Consider the following 18,784-nt stretch of genomic DNA (forward strand, 5'->3'; position numbering starts at 1 on the left):
ATTGGGGCACAGCTTCACTTCTTCAAGCTAATCATTTCACAAGCAAAGGGCGCTAAAAGTCGCCATGCAGCGCTTGAAGTATACTTAGGCTGGTTATTGCCGCGGTTTCCGTTCGCAAAATTCGAGGTCCCAGACTTACTGACTGGTAACCACTCTCATTCGCTTGATGTATTTCTGTTTCGGCCAAGCCACCTTCAGGACCAATTAATAAACGAAAACCCTGGGTGTTATAAGGTTGTCTGGCTAAACTTTGTTCCGCTCCTGGAGCAAGTACAAGCCTTGTTGCACTTGTTGATGATGACAGCCACTGGCTCAGACTAACTGGTGCATTTAGTGTTGGAATAACGTTGCGACCGCTTTGTTCGCACGCGCCGATAATGATCCTTTGCCATTGCTGGATTTTTTTCTCCCAGCGCGATTCATCAAGCTTTACGGTGCAGCGCTCGGTGATGATAGGTGTAATTTCAGACACTCCAAGTTCCACACCCTTTTGCAAAACGGTGTCCATTCTATCGCCTTTAGATACACCTTGACCTAGGTGAATGTGAAGTGGCGACTCTTTTGCCAGAGAAAGGCAAGCATCAGCTTCTACCGTAACTTTTTTCCTTTGAACACTGATGACTTGTGCGCTGTATTCATTACCATCACCATTAAATAGCACTATAGGGCGATTGGGCTTAATACGTAAAACCGTGGCGATGTGATGTCCTGCATCTTCGGTTAACTCAAATTCTTGTTCTAACGGGATGGGGTTGGGGTAATAGACTCTAGGTATACGCATAGTAAATCAGGTGTATGGTTTTACCGCGTATAATACGTGTATGGAGATACAGGTTGCAATGCTGTTGAAGACTTCGTGTGCACTTTAAGGTTAAATTCGCCTTAATAGTAAATGACACGAACAACAGCATGCGCCCTTTAAATATTTGCTGATTCGGTTTTACCTTTACGCCGCAGTGGGCGAAGAGTCGTTAGAAGACGATTTCAACACAGAGGTTGTTCGCTTCGATTGATGTGACGGGCGGTACTCCGCTCTTGCGTACTTAGTATGTTTTCCTTTATCAGTGCGAAGTGAATATAAAAACAAACACAATACAACTGAAAATAAGGTAATGAGAAGCAACATGCGTTAATCCTTTAAGTGACATAGTTTGCTAAAGCTCGTTCATTTCAGGTTGGCCAGCCAATTATTAGGTGTGCAGCGCGTCCAACTTTCATGAGACTTTAGTCTAAAACTTTGCGGCTAAAAAATCATCAAAAAAATTGTCTTAAAACTCGGTAACTTCCAATTTTATGGAAAATAGCAAAGCGTATTTAAGCTTCTAATGAGATCATGCTTTTAATGAGTTACAGGGGTGTGACAATTATTCAAAAAGATACTCAAACTTTAGTCTATGTGATGGGTGAAAATGACTTTTCAGACCGCTACTTTAGGATAAGGGGCGCACTATCAACAGCCTATGTAGATTAGACTTTAGAGCAAATTTATGCTGTTTGAGCCTATTATGTATTGGTGTTAATACGAATAGCTGCTAACGTATTTGCGTTAATCACAACTAACCATGACAAGGACCATATTATGGAAGAGAAACTCTCGCTTTTTTCAGCAAGCGATGTTGAAAGATATATAAACGAATACGCCATTCCTTGGGGTATCAATATATTAATGGCGATTGCAATTTATGTAATCGGTAAAATCGTAGTTGGACTCATCCTTTCTGTTTTTAGACGCCTAATGGCTAAATCTAAATACGATGACATGTTAGTAGACTTCCTAGAAGCCATACTTAGCGCAATTTTGATGCTGTTTGTTATTGTAGCGTCACTCGACCAACTAGGTGTAGACACTACGTCTCTTGTCGCAATACTGGGTGCTGCCGGTCTAGCAATTGGCCTATCACTGCAAGATTCACTGAAGAATTTCGCGGCTGGTGTAATGCTTCTAGTATTTAAGCCATTTAAAGCAGGCGATTTTGTTGAAGCTGCTGGTACGGCGGGTTCTATTAAGAAGATTGGTATCTTCACAACCACAATGAATACACCAGACAATAAAGAGATTATTGTACCAAATGGTAATATTTATGGCGGTAACATCACCAACTATTCTGCAAAAGATACTCGTCGCGTAGACATGGTTGTAGGTATTGGTTACGACGCCGACTTGTTGAAAGCTAAGCAGGTATTGCAAGAAATGATTGCTGCTGATGAGCGTATTTTGGCAGAGCCCGCACCGACTGTTGCAGTTTCTGAACTAGCAGATAGCAGCGTTAACTTTGTAGTACGCCCTTGGGTAAAAGCTGCAGATTTCTGGTCGGTTAAGTTCGATTTTACTGAGCAAGTCAAACTTCGCTTCGACAAAGAAGGTATTTCTATTCCATTCCCACAAATGGATGTTCATCTTCACAAGCAAGACGGCGAATAGTCACTAGCTTTGAAAACAAAAAACGCTGCAATATTGCAGCGTTTTTTTTGCTTTAAGGAAAGGAAATACTGATACCTTTTACTGTAATCTTGTAGTAGCAAAAAACGTCGATTTGGGAGCCAACCTATTATCTACAGTTAGGACGATAGGCAGTGGCTTGATAGTCTGCATAGGCGTCGGGCATATTAGCTTGCAAGTTATCAATTCTGGTTTGCGGAGCAGGGTGAGTTGATAACAGTTCCATTGGACGGTTACCCCCACTTGCCGCATCCATGTTTTGCCATAAGTTAACTGACTGTCTAGGGTCAAATCCAGACTTCGCCATGAGCTGAAGACCTATAACATCGGCTTCAGATTCGTGAGTTCTGCTGAAGGGAAGCTGAACACCCACCTGAACACCTAACCCTATGGCAGCCATAATCGGCCCTGATTGAGGCACTTCGTTCGCTGCTAACACCTGACCAACCGCTTGACTTCCCATATTTATCAATGTTGATTGAGACATCCGTTCGTTACCGTGCTCTGCAATAACATGCCCCACTTCATGACCGATAACAGCGGCAAGTTGATGCTGGTTTTCTGCAACGTTAAGAAGCCCTGTATAAACGCCAATCTTTCCGCCTGGCAGGGCAAACGCATTTACCTGTTCATCGTCAAACACCACCACTTCCCACTGACCATTGAAAACGCTAGCAGGTACTTGGGCAGTAATCGCGTTTGCTACACATTCTACGTAAGAATTCTGAACAGACTTATTCGAAATCTTCAGCTCCTCTTTCATTCCTGTGAAAGCTTGGTCACCCATTTGAGCTAACTGACTCTCAGAAAAGAGCAATACTTGATTTCTGCCTGTTGGTGAGGTTGCACAAGCAGTTAGCGTAAGCGTCGCTGCAATCAATGCTGACGCTGTGAATTTCAATTTCATGACTAATCCTTTTAAAAACCTAAGAGCGTCGGAACCACTCACTTCAACAACGAGCTATTCCAATTTCATTAAGTTTATACATAATATTGTGAATATTAGTATCAGATAGTGCCTTCAAATAAAACTAGGCGTTTGCTTTATCTATGATTTTCGGTGGGTTAAACCCGTGTGGTTCTTATCTTTGTTATAGAAAAGTGACTGCCCTTTGCCTATTTAATATTTGTGTCATAAACTGATTCTAATTTATACATAGAAGTTACATAAATTTTCTGGTGTACTAAGTCAAGAAGTCCCCGTTTCTCTTTTTACTTTCTTCAGCGAAAGTGAAAACTTCGAGATTTCTAGGGCCTGACAACGTACGACAAAAATACAAATAAAAAGGAAATAAGATGGCAGTGCGTAATAAATTTAAATATGGATTACTTGCATTTTTAGTGTCTGCTGCGCTTTCTGGATGCGGCCTCGATGGCGATGACGGTGCGCAAGGTGAAACAGGTGCACAGGGTCCACAAGGCGAGCAAGGCGAAGCTGGAGCAGATGGAAGCGATGGTACCGATGCGTCAATTGGCATTGCTATGGACGTCGTTGGTCGCGCCTTCCTAGGTAACCAAACAGCCGCTGAAATTGTTCAGTTTCATGCTGGAACCAGCACAATTTACGCAACAAATGGAGAGACCAACACTATCGCGGTTATTGATGCCTCTAGCGTGAATACCGCTACCATGGCTGATCCAATTAACACGACTACGCTAACGCCAACTACTATCGCACTGCCTGCTGATATTAACGGCGTAACGCTGGGTAGCGTAACAAGCATTGCAATAAGCGGTGACCTTATGGCCGTTGCAGTGCCAGCTAATGTGAAAACAGACAATGGTTATGTACTGTTTTATAACGGCTTGGATAGCTCATCGCCTGCTTTTTTGGATTCGGTAGTAGTAGGTGCGTTGCCTGATATGGTTACCTTTACGCCTGATGGTGGCAAAGTGTTGGTAGCAAACGAAGGTGAGCCTTCTGATGACTACACTATCGACCCTGAAGGTTCGATCACGGTTATCAATATTCTAGCGAGTGGTGAGCCTGAAGAAACAGGGACTACTGTTGGATTTAGCGCACTTAACGGCACCGAAGCTGACTTGATGGCACAGGGTATGATGTTCCCTAACCCAGCAGGGCGCACAATTAATGGCACTGCAATCACGTCATCTGTTGCTAAAGATTTAGAGCCGGAATATATCACAGCCACTAACGATGTTGCTTATGTAAGCCTGCAAGAAAACAACGGCTTGGCTATTTTAGATTTAGAAGAGTTAACTGTTGATGTTGTTGGTTTAGGGACTAAGTCGTGGGCTGGCTTGAATATTGACATACAAGAAGATGGAGCAGTGAGCTTTGGTCAGTATACAGGGCTGTATGGCGTATACCAGCCTGATACTATCGCTAACTTTACGTGGAAAGATGCGACGTTTATTGTAACAGCGAATGAAGGCGATGCTCGCGAATACTTCTTTGAAGCTGCCGACGAGGCCGCATGTACAGCTGCTGGCGGTGTTGATTTTGATGAGAACGACGGCTGCCTAGCGTATACTGACGAAGTAAAAGTAGAAGATCTGACTGCTGCTGCTAACTCTGAATTAGCTATGCTACAAGCAACCGGTGAAGCCGATGATTTACGTGTAACATCAGCCATGGGCGATGCAGATGGTGACGGTGAATACGATGCAGCGTATGCATATGGCGCCCGTTCATTTACTATTTGGGATCAAAACGGTTTGGTGGTTTACGACTCAGGTGACGATTTTGAGCGTATTACTGCTTCAGTCCACGGCGCACAGTTTAACAACGGTGATGATGAAAACGCGGGTGACTCACGCTCTGAAAATAAAGGCCCTGAGCCAGAAGCCTTAACGGTTGGGCAAGTGGGCGATCGCACGTATGCCTTTATTGGCACAGAGCGCATGGGTGGTATTTTCGTTTACGACGTAACTAACCCATATGATGTTCAGTTTGCTGAATACATTATCAATCGTGACCTTACTGAAGGGTTAACTGCCGATGATGTTATTGGTGACCTTGCGCCTGAGAGCCTAGTATTTGTTAGTGCAGAAGACAGCCCAAGTGGTGTTCCTCTTCTAGTAGTAGGTAGCGAAGTAAGCGGCACGGTAACAGTGTGGCAAATTAACCAGCTTTAATTATTTACCAAACGCAATATGAAAACCCGCTTTTAAAAGCGGGTTTTTTATTGGCTATGAGGTGAATATCAGAGCTGTTGTCAAAAGTAAAAAGTACAAGGTTCTAAAGTTAAACATGAGTAGACCAAGGTTTTCACTAAACGAGGATAACTTGGTCAGATATTTTTTGAGCATTTCAATTCACTAGCCCCTTTCAATCTACATGTCTGGTTTAGCTCAAACGCTTCGCAGGCAAATGCGATTTATTTTCTAATTAGATTATTTGGGTTAGAGCCGTTAATTACCGGCGCAACACGATGGGACGCATTCACTATAGTTACACCGAAAGCGGATTAAGGTAAGCTATAGGACATCAAATGCCCCCCGGCACCTAATAATAGGGTATCGGAGGAGCTAAATTGCATACGTATTATCGCGTACAGGACACGTCGCCTATTGTGCGAAGGGCATGTCGCCTATCGTGTAAAAGGCATGTCGCAACGCTGTGCATAGTGCGTTTGTGGTGTTAATTAAAAAAATAGAGAATGATTATGTCTCATCAAGTTGTGATCAGTGGTGTAGGTGTATGGCACCCTAAAGACAGTATTACAAACGAAGAACTGGTTAATAGTTATAATGCCTATGTTGATGCTTTCAATGAAGAAAATAAGACACAAATAGAGACGGGCGAAGTTAGCGCAATGCCTTATTCAAGTGCAGAGTTCATCGAAAAAGCTTCAGGTATAAAAAGCCGCTACATCTATCAGAAAGAGGGCGCGCTAGATATCACTCGGATGAAACCGAAAATTGAACCCCGCAGCGATGACGAGCTTTCTCATCAAGCTGAAATAGCCGTTGAAGCGGCAAAGCTAGCACTAGCATCAGCTAAACTAGATAGTAAAGATATTGACGCCGTGATCGTCTCATGTGCCTATACGCAACGTGCATATCCAGCAATAGCCATAGAAGTGCAAGAAGCACTAAATATTGAAGGTTTCGGTTTCGATATGTTGGTGGCGTGCTCGGCCGCAACCTTTGGTATGCACCGCGCTTATGAAATGCTCTGCGCAAAAAATGCGACGCGAGTATTGGTAATTAATCCCGAGTTGGTGTCTCCACAAATCAACTACGCAGATCGCGACAGCCATTTTATTTTTGGTGATGTGGCAACCGCTACTGTACTAGAGATGGCTGAAACCGCTCAGAGTGAACATGTTTATGACGTGCTTAGCACTAAGGCCCTGACAAAGTTCTCAAACAACATCCGATCAAACTTTGGCTATATGACCCGTGCAGAAGATGTTGACCCTTACGGACCTGATAAGTTATTCCATCAGGCTGGGAGAAAAGTGTTCAAAGAAGTTTGCCCTTTGGCTGCGGCACATATTGAAGAGCACTTGGCTACTCACGACATAAAGCCTGAAGGCGTAAAACGCTGGTGGCTGCATCAGGCAAATATTAATATGAACACCCTGATTTGTAAGCGACTGCTAGGGCGTGATGCCGACCGTACCGAGGCGCCAATTGTGCTGGATGAATTTGCCAACACTGCTTCGGCTGGCTCTTTGATCGCCTTTGGCCTCAACCATGAGGATCTTGTTGCCGGCGATGTTGGCGTACTTTGCTCATTTGGAGCGGGTTACTCAATAGGCTCTCTGGTTATCCGTAAAAGGTAGTGCTTTACAAAATAAAAAGGGTGAGATGAAGGGATGATTTCAGATGTAGGCTATGTGTTAAACAGTCTGGCGCATTTAGCCCTTTTATTGTTGTTATTGACCGTACGCAAACCAGGTGTGGCCAAGAATCTATTAGTCTTGGCTACGGCTGCTACGTTTTTATGGTCGACAAGTTTAGTCACTGCACTGTTTGGCCCGGTTTCATTAAGTTGGTTGCTCAGCGCTGATGTCCTTAAGCAGCTTGCGTGGCTGTTATTTTTAGCTGGCTGCCTTCAAACAAGTTTCAACAACATTTTCGATGTTTTAAAGCGGCCCGTCACACTTATCATTCTAGCGCCTGCGCTAGTTGCATTGTTTGCGCCCTATTTATTGGCGGTCAATCCAGCGTGGAGCTTTCTTGTTCTTATCGTATTGTCTTTAGAAGTATTGGTTTTACTGGAAGTTGTCTACAGACAAGCAGGCCGAGAGCAATGGGCCTTCAAGCCGCTTATCATTTATCTAGGTGCCACAAATTTATTTGAATTTGTCACTTACGCGAACGCGACCATGGTTAACCAAGTGGAGGTTGGCTATATAGCTGCTCGCGGTTTCATCTACTTCCTGTTGATGCCCCTGCTTGTTATTTCTATACGCCGAATTCATCATTGGGGCATAGATATATTTATCTCTCGCGATGTCGTTCTGCATAGCTCGCTGCTTTTAGTGGCAGGTGGCTACCTGTTCATAATGGCCGTAGTCGGGTACGCGATAAACTATTTGGGGGGAAACTGGGGCGCTACTGTTCAAATAATTTTGGTTGTGATGTCTTTCGCTTTGCTCGCCACGGTGTTTTTATCCAATGGTTTTCGAACGAAGATAAAAGTATTTATTACGAAGCACTTTTTTGCAAACCAGTTCGATTATCGCGTCGAGTGGGTAAAGTTAACGAAATGGCTGACGAAAGCCGGAGAATCGAGTTCGGATGTGTACTATGCGGGTTTAACCGGCATGCTTAACGCAATCCAGTACGATTCTGGTTTGTTATTTAAAGTCACGCAAAATGGGTATGAATGTATTGCTTCGGCGTCTCCTATATCGGACGGTAAAGAATATAGGTGTAAGACCCTTGATGCGCTCCTGCTATATAGTGATGAAAATGGTTGGATAATCGACACCGATGCTTATCTAGTCAAACCTTTTGATTACGAGGGGCTAAAGTTAGATAGAGACGCACTAAAGCAGTGGGGCTACCAGCTCTTTGTTCCCTTATTGAAAGAGGGTGGGCTATGGGGCTTTGCTGTACTTGCGCCGGGAGATAAGGAAAAAATCAGCCTTAACTGGGAAGTAAAAGATTACCTTACTGCTGTATCCGAGCAAGTGGGTACGTACATACAACATCACGAAGCTGCCCAAGTTGTGGCTGAAAATGCACAGTTCGCTGCGTTCAATCGAATGTCAGCATTTGTACTGCATGATTTAAAAAATGTTTTAGCGCAGGTCGACTTGATACTGGCCAATGCGCAGCAGCATAAGCACAATCCTGAGTTTATTGATGACACCTTTGAGACTTTAGAGCACACCAAAGCAAGAATGGAAAAAATGCTAAAACAACTTACCGATAAAAAAGCGGTAGAAGAGGGCGTAAATTCCGAGTTTCTCCTTTCAGATATTGCAAAAGATGTGGTCGAAAAGCGCTGTTCAGCGTTACGTCCGCTACCTGCCGTGCATCTTGTTCGAGAAACTCCCGTGCTGGTAGATAGAGAAAAAGTCGCAAACGTACTTTACCATCTTATAAGTAATGCACAGCAAGCTACCGCAGATGATGGTGAAGTAGATGTGGTTATTACCCGTAATTCAGATAATAATACACAGCTTGTAATGATAGAAGATACCGGTACAGGTATGGATAAAGCGTTTATTGATGAACGCTTATTTAAGCCTTTTGATACGACCAAAGGGAATGCAGGTATGGGCATTGGTGCTTACGATGCTAAAACCTACATTGAGTCAATTGGCGGGAAGCTTACTGTTCAAAGCGAACCAGGTCGTGGCAGCTGTTTTACACTGTATTTTCCGATAGGATAGGGTGTACGCTAAATAAGCGGTGAAAAACCGCACAAATCCAAGCACGATGAATGGATGAAGTATAATAATAGGATGATAAAATGACTGATACCATTTTGGTAGTAGACGATGATTTAGGTATACAAAAGCAGCTAAAATGGAGTCTTACGGATTACAATGTTGTTTTTGCTGACGATCATACTTCAGCCATTGCTCAACTGCGTCGATTTGAGCCAAAAGTTGTTACTCTTGACTTAGGACTGCCTCCCGACCCTGCGAATGCCTCAGAGGGCCTTCGCATTCTTCATGATATCATCTCTCTTGCGCCGCGAACCAAAGTCATTGTTGTTACAGGAAACAATGACAAGCAAAATGCGTTGAAGGCCATAGATTTCGGAGCCTACGATTTTTATCAAAAGCCAATAGACTCTGACACCATTAAGTTGCTTGTCCACCGCGCACTCAATCTTTCTAAGCTAGAACATGAAAACAGTATATTAGCCCGCGCTCGTTCGGGTATGTCGCGTATTGTAGGTAATAGCGAGGCGATTCAAAAAGTAGTGCGCCGTGCAGAAAAAATTGCCAATACGGATATAAGTACCTTGTTATTGGGTGAAAGTGGTACAGGTAAAGAAGTTTTTGCTCGAAGTATTCATGAGCACAGCCCGAGAAGAGATAAGCCCTTCGTAGCGATTAACTGCGCCTCTATTCCAGAAAATTTGCTAGAAAGTGAACTATTCGGATATGAAAAGGGGGCGTTTACCGGCGCGAATAAAACAACGGTGGGCAAAATAGAGACCGCTCAAGGTGGTACGCTATTCTTGGATGAGATTGGCGACATGCCTATTGGACTCCAGGCTAAAATGCTTCGTTTTTTGCAAGAGCGTGTAATTGAGCGCGTTGGCGGTCGAAATGAGATTCCAGTAGACATTCGGGTCATTTGTGCAACACACCGTGATTTGCAAAGTATGGTTGCGCAAGAAACCTTCAGAGAAGATTTATACTATCGTGTGGGTGAGATGCCTATTATGATCCCGCCGCTGCGCGACCGTGATCAAGATATTATTTTGCTTGCCCGAACTTTCCTCAATATTTACCGCGAAGAGTTTAAAGCGAAAGCCAAAAGCTTTTCTGAGTCAGCGGTTAACGCCATGCTCGCCCATAAATGGCCGGGCAACATTCGCGAAATGCAGAACAAATTGAAGTCGGCGGTGATCATGGCAGAGGGCACGGTTATACAGCCTGACGATCTAGGATTAATACCTGTTGATGCCCAAGATGAGCCAGAAACGCTGAATTTGCGAGAGGTGCGAGAAATTGCAGAAAGCCGCGCAATACGCCGGGCGTATCAAAAAGCTGAAAAGAATATGTCGAGAACGGCCGAGCTTCTTGGCGTAACTAGACCCACGCTTTATTCACTTATTGACAAATATCACATGGAAGATATCAAAAGCAGCGATTAATTTATCGCATAATATGGTGGTAAGTGCTTTTGCTTATCACCATACAATAATAGATAGCGCGTGGTAAGCACCACAACATTCCGCTAAAGAATGAATTGGCAGTGTGTCTCTGCTAACACATCATGGCCGCTGTAATGGACTTCTATCGCAATACCATGTGAGCTATCCTCTACATAGACGATGCTGCCACAAAGGTTGCATACGTGATGCGTTTCTCCATTTGACTCATGAAGCGTAGCCAACGTTGAGGGTGCGCAGTCAATAACTAGCTGCTCTTTGGTTACGTTTACACGAAAAGCGCAGGCATCAGCCTGTGACAATGTCTCATTATCAGCTTCGAGTTCACCAATATGGTCAACTTCATACTGAATAGCTTGGCAACTACAACTTCCTCTATACATACCGCTATTCCTCTACTGCTTTTAATCGAGGTTATCTGGCCATTTAATACTTGCAACGTTATTGAATGATGTCGCAATTCTTGAACCAGTAAAGTTAAATTTATGATCTATTGGCGTGCGCTTATTTTCATTGTTATTAAGTGTTTCAATAACGCCTACCCAGCCGTTTCTTCCTGAGAGCTTTGCAGCGTAGAGCGCATAATCAACGACAGCAAACGTACGCTCCCATGCCATGTCAAAATTGTCTTTTCTGTCTGGCGGCAGTAACGAGAAACCTATACTACAGGTTATATTTATCGGCTTTTCTAGCCCAATATCAAAAGGGGTACTTGCGACCATCTCGCGACAACGTTCAGCAAGCTCTGGAAGTTCCTCGCGATTAGACTGGCGACAAACGACTAAAAATTCTTCGCCTCCCCATCGAATTATTAAATCGGTAAGCCTAAAAACGTGTTTTAAAACTTGTGCAAACGATGCCAACACTTTATCACCGGCAATATGGCCATAATCGTCGTTAATTCGTTTGAAATGGTCAATATCAATCAGTAGACACAGTAAATCTTGCTTTGACTTATTCGTATCAGTGCTTTGATTAGATGAAAACTGGCTTCGCCTTATTTCTCCGGGAAGCTGAGACTCAAGGTAGTGTCTGTTATATAAACTCGTCAAAGGATCTCGTAAGCTGACTTCTTCAAGGGTTCTATAGGCGGCCTGTAATTCTTCGTTCTTCTCTTGAAGTGTTAATGTTTGCTGACGAACCTCACGGCGCAAAATGATGGTTTGCTGGCGCTGTTTGTATCTGCTCCATATCAGAAAAGTGAACAGTAACGCTGCTAATGAGATGCTCCAAACTAGTGTTGTTTGTAGTTTTTCTTGCTCTGCTTGGGCAAGAGCAAGCTCTTTTGATTCCTCTAATTTTTCAAGGGTGTGAGATTGTCGAATCACTTCAATTTCAGCTTGAAGGCCCTCAATAGCAGATTTGTTTTCAGTGTCCAGTAATGCCTCGCGTAACTGCTGAATTACCGATTGAATGTCCAACGCTTTTTTAAACTCTCCCAAGGATACGAACGCATTCAGTTGTAAAGATAAAAAGCTTATTTGATCCCGTAGATCACGATGTTTTCTAGCCTCAATAGTTCCAGTGCGCGCCTCTGCTAGCGCCAGCTCGAAACTCTGCTCCTTCATATAGGCGCGAGCGAGGGCAAGCCGCCCTTCCTGCAAAAGTTTTAATTGTCCGGATGATTGAGCAAATGCCATGGCCTCTTGCAGCAATTTACGGCCCTTGCTCGTGTCACCCTGTTCAACAAAAGCCCTACCCAACAACATTTTGGCTTCGGCGATAGCGCCCACGTCTTTAGTCACATCTAAGTGCTTAAGCCCACTTTCAATGCTTTGGATTGCCTGTGAAGGTGAACTTGTTTTAAGTAAAAGTGCACCGAGGCGAGTTTTGATGATACCAAGCAGACGGCTGTCATTCGCCTTTTCTATACTTTCTAATGCATCACGGTAATAGGTATGAGCCAGTGAAGTCTGATTAAGTGTGCTGTATAAGTCGCCAATATGCAGCAAGGAAAGACTCATCTCGCTGGGCATATTGTTGTCTCGAAAATATCCTAGTGCTTGTTTGAGTGGCTCTAGTGCAATCTCAATTTTGCCCTGCTGCTGCTGAATAGTTCCGAGTTCTAAGTTTAGCCTAGCTTTTAAGGTATCATCTCGCTCTATTTGAGCAATTGACATAGCACGGTGCACGTAGGTAAGAGACGAATCGTAGTTGGAAAGGTGCCGTTCTGACGTCGCAAGGTGAAGCAGTGTCAGTGCCATTTTGCTAAGTGCACCTTTCGCTGTGTAGCGTTCTAATGCGGCACTAAATACTACTTTAGACACTTCAAAACGAGACGCATTAAGGAAAAGTAGACCAAGACTCAAGAATTCGTCGGCAGGTATTTTCTGTTGCTGGTAGGCTTGCTCTAATAACAGCAGCGCTTTGCTGTCGGCATCAGCATATCGTTCGGCATCAAGAAGCCTTTCAATGTTTGCGATTTCAGCGCCTACAATGTTCTCTGCAACAGCCATTTTGATATAGGCAAGTTGCAGAGTAATAAGAAGGGCACACCCCAGCACACGCAAAGTGCTACGTCTCCTTGAGCCCATTCGCTCTTGTCTCCTATATACTAACGTTATTCGCGGTATCTACATGTTTATTACGCTAATGAAGCATCCGTTCATTGAGTTCTAACATGAAAGCAGCACCTTGCTTCATTGTGACGGATTTAACGAATAAAGTCTGTATTTAGGTTTATACTTTTGTCTATTTTTAACTATGCGCGTTTATCCATTCCCGAATTAATGCAGATTTGGCTTTACCTGTTTTTTCTGAAATCTCTGCAAGCTTATCGATACATTGCGGTGTTAGCGTGAAAGTAGCATGGCGCATACCTTCTTTCACTGGCTGACTACTCTTCTTGTTTATCGATACAACTCGGTCAGTGATTACAGCACAAGATTTTACAGCCGCTTCTGTAGATAATCGCTGATTTACGGCACTAATGTTATGTCGCGCATTCACTTTCCCCTGAGCGTAGTGTATTGCGTCATCAATGAAATCTTCAACAGTACGAAGGTTGGGCTTAGCTAAAGGCTTCGACTTTTTGAGGTTGAGCAAACTCATAAGCATCCTCCATTTTGCCAGCAAGTAGCTCTTCAAATAACGCTCTAATTTCTGTAGCGGCTTTGCCTTCCGGTTCGCTTTCAATTACAGATTGACCTGATTCCTCGGAATCGTCATACATATTGCGGCTAAACGTTACTGAATTTAGCACCGGAATGCCGAACGAGCGACAGACTTCTTTTGCTTCTAAGATACGGCTGGCAAGACTAGGCAGAGAAGGGCACTGTGTAATAACGAACGCTGCGTTCATCTTGGGGTTTACCATCTTACAAGTAGATAAAATATCTTCCATATGGGGAACTGTCTTCAAATCCCGTCTTTTTGGACGCAACGGAATCAAAATGTGGTCAGCGACCGCCATTGATGAGCGCAACGCTAGGTTGTCTTGTCCACCACAGTCGATAACGACGTAGTCGTAATACTGACGCAGGCTTAATAATTCGTTGCGTATTTTTCCGTATAACTGAACGCAATTTATTTCAGCGAGGCGGGGGTTAGCCTTACGCTCCTGGATCCAGTCCGAGGTCGTTCGCTGTGGATCGCAGTCTACCATTAGCACCTTTGCACCCTTTTCGGTGCGAAGGTATACGGCTATATTTTGTGCTAAGCAGCTTTTGCCACTACCGCCTTTTTCTCCACCAACTAAAATAATCATGGTGCTAACCCTCGAATGTCGCTTTACATTGAAATTTGCAAGTAAGTCCGACCATAAATAATCTTACGGCCTTACCTGTCTGTGCTAGAAAGGATAGGCAGTGCAGGCGTTAAATTCAGCATCAAAATCGATATTAACGAATGTAAGGCAATACCTATTGATTTGTGTGCGATCTCGCTCTAGGCTTCTAAACTTAGTGATGTGTTTATTTTCGAAATTACCGATAAGAGGTTGTTATGTCAGAAAGTCGCTTTACGTCAAAAGAGGGGCAAAAAGTCCCAAGTGTGTCATTTAAATGCCGAGAGGGCGAAGCTTGGGTAACCAAAACCACAGATGAGTTATTTTCTGGCAAAACAGTCGTTGTGTTTTCGCTTCCTGGCGCATTCACGCCCACCTGCTCATCCACGCACTTGCCTCGTTACAATGCGTTAGCAAAAAAATTCGCAAAGCACGGCGTTGATGACATCATTTGTATGTCGGTGAACGATACCTTCGTAATGAATGCTTGGGCCGCGAACCAGGAAGCAGATAACATCACCGTAATTCCAGATGGGAATGGCGAATTTACAGACGGTATGGGCATGTTAGTTGATAAGGCGGATCTTGGTTTTGGTAAACGAAGCTGGCGCTACTCAATGTTGGTAAAAGATGGCGTGGTGGACAAAATGTTCATCGAGCCTGATGTGGCTGGCGACCCCTTTGAAGTGTCTGATGCGGATACCATGCTTGGCTATATTGCGCCAGAGGAACAAACTAATGCGCCGGTCTCTATTATTACGAAACCAGGGTGTCCTTTCTGTGCAAAAGCTAAAGCGTTGCTCGATGACAAAGGTTTTGAGTACGAAGAGATTGTTCTTGGTAAAGGCGCTACGCTCACAAGTCTAACAGCAATTAGTGGTCGAGAAACCGTGCCGCAAGTCTTTATTGGCGGAAAGCATATTGGTGGTTCAGACGACCTAGAGGCTTATTTCAGCTAATACAATTTTTGTTTGAATCGTCACAAAAGCGGGAGCATGTTAATATGCTCCCGTTTTTTTATTAGTCATCCATAGCGGAGAAGAATGGTGTCGTTGAAGTCTTTTGTAAAAACGCTGACGTGTTGTGTTGTATTAATGGCTGCAAATAACGCTGCGGCTGAAAACAATGAAATAAAAGAGCACAAGACGCAGTTTAAAGCGTTTTACGAGAAAGAATGGGGGCAAACCCAGCCTTGCAAAGAAACTAGCCTTAACCGCTACTCTGTTTGCAGCAACGTATTGCGTAATGAGGGTAATGCGCCTTTTATACTCACTAACAAAGAAAGCGATAATGTCGCTGTGTTAATTCACGGCCTTAGTGATTCGCCTTTTTTCATGCGCGAAATTGCCAATATCCTTTTCGAGCAGGGGTTTACGGTTGTCGTACCACTACTTCCTGGGCATGGTAAACGGGATGCCGATGACGATATGTCTGATTGGGATTTAGCAGAGCGCTGGCAACAACACATTGATGATGTTATCAACTTGGCGAATAGCATGGGAAACACATTGCTTGTGGGTGGTTTTTCCACGGGGGGCGCGCTAGCGGTAGAGCACTACTTGGATGATGCTGAAAACATCGATGGCATTATGCTCTTTTCTGGCGCGCTTGCGCTTTCTGATAACGCCGAAGGCATGTCTCGAATTTGGGGTATTAAACTTCTAGCTCGAATGATTGACGGTAGCTATGAGACTCACGGTCCAAATCCTTATAAATATCCTAATGTCGCTGGCTTTGCTGGTTTGGAGTTGATGGATTTAATTAACACTATTCGCGAGAAAGTGAGCGAAGGGCAGTTAATCGAAGTGCCGCTGTTCGCTGCGCATTCACAAGCTGACGTTACGACGCCTATACGCGGCATTGAGCAATTGATGGACGCCAGTAAAGGTCCAAATACCTTCTTCGTTATTGATGAGTCGTATTCACTTTGTCACGCCGATTTAGTAGTTAGTCCACGTTTACTTAGCCAAATGAATTTCAACGCGAATATGGTAAATCAACAAGAAGAATGTGCCGTACCCAAAACAAATCCGTTGTTTTCTACTATGGAATTGATGTTGCGTGATTATCTGTCGCAGTTTTAATAATTTAGCGTTAGCAGCAATTAGCCTCTGGCTTTACTGCCATTGGCTAACGAGCTATGATTTAATAAGTATTAAAAAAAGCAAAACGTTTAGATTAAAATCGTGAGTAACATAAAGCAGTGTTTCACAGCAAAATGGTATAAGGCAACCAGAGCACGCTCGTTAGTGCTTATGCTGTTTTTGATGGCGTCCCTTGTGTCGTCAGGTAATGCTGTATCTTATGAACATGCTCACTTAACATCTAATGCAGAAGTGGTAAAGACTTCAACTCACGATGCGAATAGTCATAAGCATGGAAAAGCTTCGCATGGCGCTCATCATGCTGCTTTTTCAGATAACGTTACTACATCCCCCAAGCCTTCAAGCACCCACTGCCAGCAGCAAAGCATGCCATCGCAAAAGGTAGGTTCCATTAATGATACTGAAGTGACACCTCGAGCAATTGTTGACCTAGAACCTGACGTGGCGTGCTGTAAAGATGATTGCCAATGTCCTTCTGGTCATTGCTTTAACACCGGTGCTTCCGCGCTTTTACAACCCGTAATACAAACCCATATAGCGGTGGCTACTATGGCAGCGATTACCCCTATCTTGGGGCAATATTCAACCCTTCATTTTGGGCAATTTCGCCCGCCCAAATCTCTTTTCACAGCATAGATCTATCTAGCGAGCTTGTGTCGCAGGCTAAATGGCGAACTGCGCTCGCATGTAAACAAGGTTTTATTTCCCGAAGCATAGCTTCGAAATAATGTTCGAGTTAATTCTATTTATCTGTGTGGTACGTGGCTACTTCTCTCGTCAACACTCCCGTTGGCAGGTGGAATAAAAGCAATTTATTTAATACGTACTGCCTCTAAAAAGTGATGTCATAGATGTGTTATTTTACGGTTTTTCCAAAAGTGAACGAGTGCGTAAAGGTATATCGAAAACCTCGCGCTTTGTTTACCGTTTTACCTTTGCTGTTGCTGTATTTTTCATTTCCTTTGAAGGGGTACGGACAGGCCCTAAGCCTTGAACATGCAGTTCAATTAGCAATTCAACATGACCCACAATTAAAAGGGAACGCGCATCGAGAGCAAGGATTCAAAGCCCAGTCTGATGCAGCGACATACTGGGAAAACCCTCAGATTTCGGCGTCGCTTCAAAATCTACCAACTGATGGTTTTGCCGTTAACCAAGAGCCTATGACTCAATTCAAAGTGGGTCTGAAACAGCAACTGCCACGAGGCGACGAAAATTATTATACCCAACAGAAATACAAGGTCATGGGTGAGGGAGTGTTGATTGAAAATCAAGTAAGAGAGGCCTGGCTTAAAAAAGAAGTCACTGTTACTTGGTTAAACTGGTTTTATGCCACACGTCGCATTGTGCTGTTAGACAAAGAAAAGGCATTGCTTACCCAACTACTTGATTTTACAAACTCCAGCTACAGCCAAGGTGTGGGTTCAACTTCACAACAAGATATACTAAAAGTCCGCCTCGCGCTGCTATCGTTAGAAGATAAGTATGTGCAGGCTTATCAGCAGAACAATGAAGCAAAAGCTGCACTTTCAAAATGGTATGGTGCGCCGCTAGAAGCATCGTTAAGCGTAACATCATCGATAGACTTTGCTGCCATTGTGCAGAACTACAAGGGCGATGTCTCTGCGTTTTTAAATGATATAGATACCGACGAGCCTTTCACGGTACTGCAGCATCACCCTGAAGCCATTTTGTTTCAATTGCAATCCAAGATTGAAGCGCAAAATCTCAATATTGCTCGCGAGCAAACTAAATCAAAGTGGGCCTTTGAAGCAAGCTACGGGTATCGGCAGGATGATGAAAATGGCATGAGCCGTGCTGACTTTGTTTCTTTTGGCGTTCAGGTAGACCTGCCATTTTTTAATCAATCCCGCCAAGATGCTTCTATTTCGGCAGCGGCTTCCAGAATGAGTGCGTCTGAAACGGACTTTCGATTAAAAGTGAATGACCTTGGTTCAAAAGCCGACGTCCTTATAACACGACTGTCTGGACTCAGTGAGCGAAAAGCGCTTTATGAAGCCGTGCTTATTGACGAAACAAAACAACTCTCCGAGGCTGAACTTACGGCTTACACCAATGACACGGCAGATATCACCGACGTGGTGAACGCAAACCTCATGTTAGTAAAAGTGCAGGACGACTTATTAAAAATTGATGTAGAGCGCGCCAAAACGCTTGCGGAACTTGCCTATTTATATCTGCCATCCCACATTAACCTATCGAGCACAGAGTAGTTA

15 protein-coding genes are annotated in these 18,784 nt (G+C 43.9%); 9 read left to right on the top strand and 6 right to left on the bottom strand.

Annotation, left to right across the window (positions count from 1 at the left end; all coding sequences use genetic code 11):
• Positions 1–52 precede the first annotated feature (52 nt).
• Positions 53–781, bottom strand: coding sequence for a 16S rRNA (uracil(1498)-N(3))-methyltransferase (locus GVO62_RS04190; protein WP_159117872.1), 729 nt, complete (start codon positions 779–781; stop codon positions 53–55).
• A gap of 798 nt (positions 782–1,579) precedes the next feature.
• Here GVO62_RS04190 and GVO62_RS04195 point away from each other — a divergent pair.
• Positions 1,580–2,422 (top strand): mechanosensitive ion channel family protein, encoded by an 843-nt coding sequence (locus GVO62_RS04195; protein ID WP_159117873.1) that lies wholly within the window; start codon positions 1,580–1,582, stop codon positions 2,420–2,422.
• A gap of 127 nt (positions 2,423–2,549) precedes the next feature.
• On the opposite strand, the gene GVO62_RS04200 is transcribed toward GVO62_RS04195, so the two are convergent.
• Entirely contained in the window at positions 2,550–3,347 is a 798-nt protein-coding gene (locus tag GVO62_RS04200) for a M48 family metallopeptidase (RefSeq protein WP_159117874.1), read from the bottom strand.
• A gap of 389 nt (positions 3,348–3,736) precedes the next feature.
• Between GVO62_RS04200 and GVO62_RS04205 the strand changes: the two genes are divergently transcribed.
• The 4 genes from GVO62_RS04205 (at position 3,737) to prsR (ending at position 10,700) form a co-directional block, all read left to right on the top strand.
• The gene (locus tag GVO62_RS04205) at positions 3,737–5,539 is read left to right on the top strand and encodes a choice-of-anchor I family protein (protein WP_159117875.1); all 1,803 of its coding nucleotides are present in this window, start codon (positions 3,737–3,739) and stop codon (positions 5,537–5,539) included.
• 530 nt (positions 5,540–6,069) lie between these two features.
• Positions 6,070–7,194 carry a beta-ketoacyl-ACP synthase III gene (locus GVO62_RS04210; RefSeq protein WP_159117876.1) on the top strand — a complete coding sequence of 375 codons (1,125 nt, stop codon included), beginning with the start codon at positions 6,070–6,072 and terminating at the stop codon, positions 7,192–7,194.
• Between the two features lie 33 nt (positions 7,195–7,227).
• Positions 7,228–9,258 (top strand): XrtA/PEP-CTERM system histidine kinase PrsK, encoded by a 2,031-nt coding sequence (gene prsK / locus GVO62_RS04215; RefSeq protein WP_159117877.1) that lies wholly within the window; start codon positions 7,228–7,230, stop codon positions 9,256–9,258.
• A gap of 80 nt (positions 9,259–9,338) precedes the next feature.
• Entirely contained in the window at positions 9,339–10,700 is a 1,362-nt protein-coding gene (gene prsR / locus GVO62_RS04220) for a PEP-CTERM-box response regulator transcription factor (RefSeq protein ID WP_159117878.1), read from the top strand.
• A gap of 83 nt (positions 10,701–10,783) precedes the next feature.
• On the opposite strand, the gene GVO62_RS04225 is transcribed toward prsR, so the two are convergent.
• The 4 genes from GVO62_RS04225 to GVO62_RS04240 all read right to left on the bottom strand — a co-directional run bounded on the left by GVO62_RS04225 (position 10,784) and on the right by GVO62_RS04240 (position 14,424).
• The gene (locus GVO62_RS04225; RefSeq protein ID WP_159117879.1) at positions 10,784–11,101 is read right to left on the bottom strand and encodes a GFA family protein; all 318 of its coding nucleotides are present in this window, start codon (positions 11,099–11,101) and stop codon (positions 10,784–10,786) included.
• Between the two features lie 21 nt (positions 11,102–11,122).
• Positions 11,123–13,252 (bottom strand): GGDEF domain-containing protein, encoded by a 2,130-nt coding sequence (locus GVO62_RS04230; protein WP_159117880.1) that lies wholly within the window; start codon positions 13,250–13,252, stop codon positions 11,123–11,125.
• Between the two features lie 163 nt (positions 13,253–13,415).
• Positions 13,416–13,769 (bottom strand): replication protein RepA, encoded by a 354-nt coding sequence (locus GVO62_RS04235; RefSeq protein ID WP_159117881.1) that lies wholly within the window; start codon positions 13,767–13,769, stop codon positions 13,416–13,418.
• Positions 13,729–14,424, bottom strand: coding sequence for an AAA family ATPase (locus GVO62_RS04240; RefSeq protein ID WP_105929571.1), 696 nt, complete (start codon positions 14,422–14,424; stop codon positions 13,729–13,731). The genes GVO62_RS04235 and GVO62_RS04240 overlap by 41 nt, the downstream gene beginning before the upstream one ends.
• Before the next feature lie 236 nt (positions 14,425–14,660).
• Here GVO62_RS04240 and GVO62_RS04245 point away from each other — a divergent pair, with 236 nt between their 5' ends.
• The 4 genes from GVO62_RS04245 (at position 14,661) to GVO62_RS04260 (ending at position 18,781) form a co-directional block, all read left to right on the top strand.
• Complete coding sequence (locus tag GVO62_RS04245; protein ID WP_159117882.1) at positions 14,661–15,401, top strand: glutathione peroxidase; 741 nt, start codon at positions 14,661–14,663, stop codon at positions 15,399–15,401.
• An 84-nt stretch (positions 15,402–15,485) separates the two neighbouring features.
• Positions 15,486–16,526 (top strand): alpha/beta hydrolase, encoded by a 1,041-nt coding sequence (locus GVO62_RS04250; protein WP_159117883.1) that lies wholly within the window; start codon positions 15,486–15,488, stop codon positions 16,524–16,526.
• A 102-nt stretch (positions 16,527–16,628) separates the two neighbouring features.
• Entirely contained in the window at positions 16,629–17,183 is a 555-nt protein-coding gene (locus GVO62_RS04255; protein ID WP_236547061.1) for a hypothetical protein, read from the top strand.
• Positions 17,184–17,398: 215 nt separating this feature from the next.
• On the top strand, positions 17,399–18,781 hold the full coding sequence (locus GVO62_RS04260) for a TolC family protein (RefSeq protein WP_159117884.1): 1,383 nt from the start codon (positions 17,399–17,401) through the stop codon (positions 18,779–18,781).
• Positions 18,782–18,784: the final 3 nt, after the last annotated feature.

The sequence above is a fragment of the Alteromonas sp. KUL150 genome, from assembly GCF_009811475.1.
GTDB lineage: Bacteria > Pseudomonadota > Gammaproteobacteria > Enterobacterales > Alteromonadaceae > Alteromonas > Alteromonas gracilis.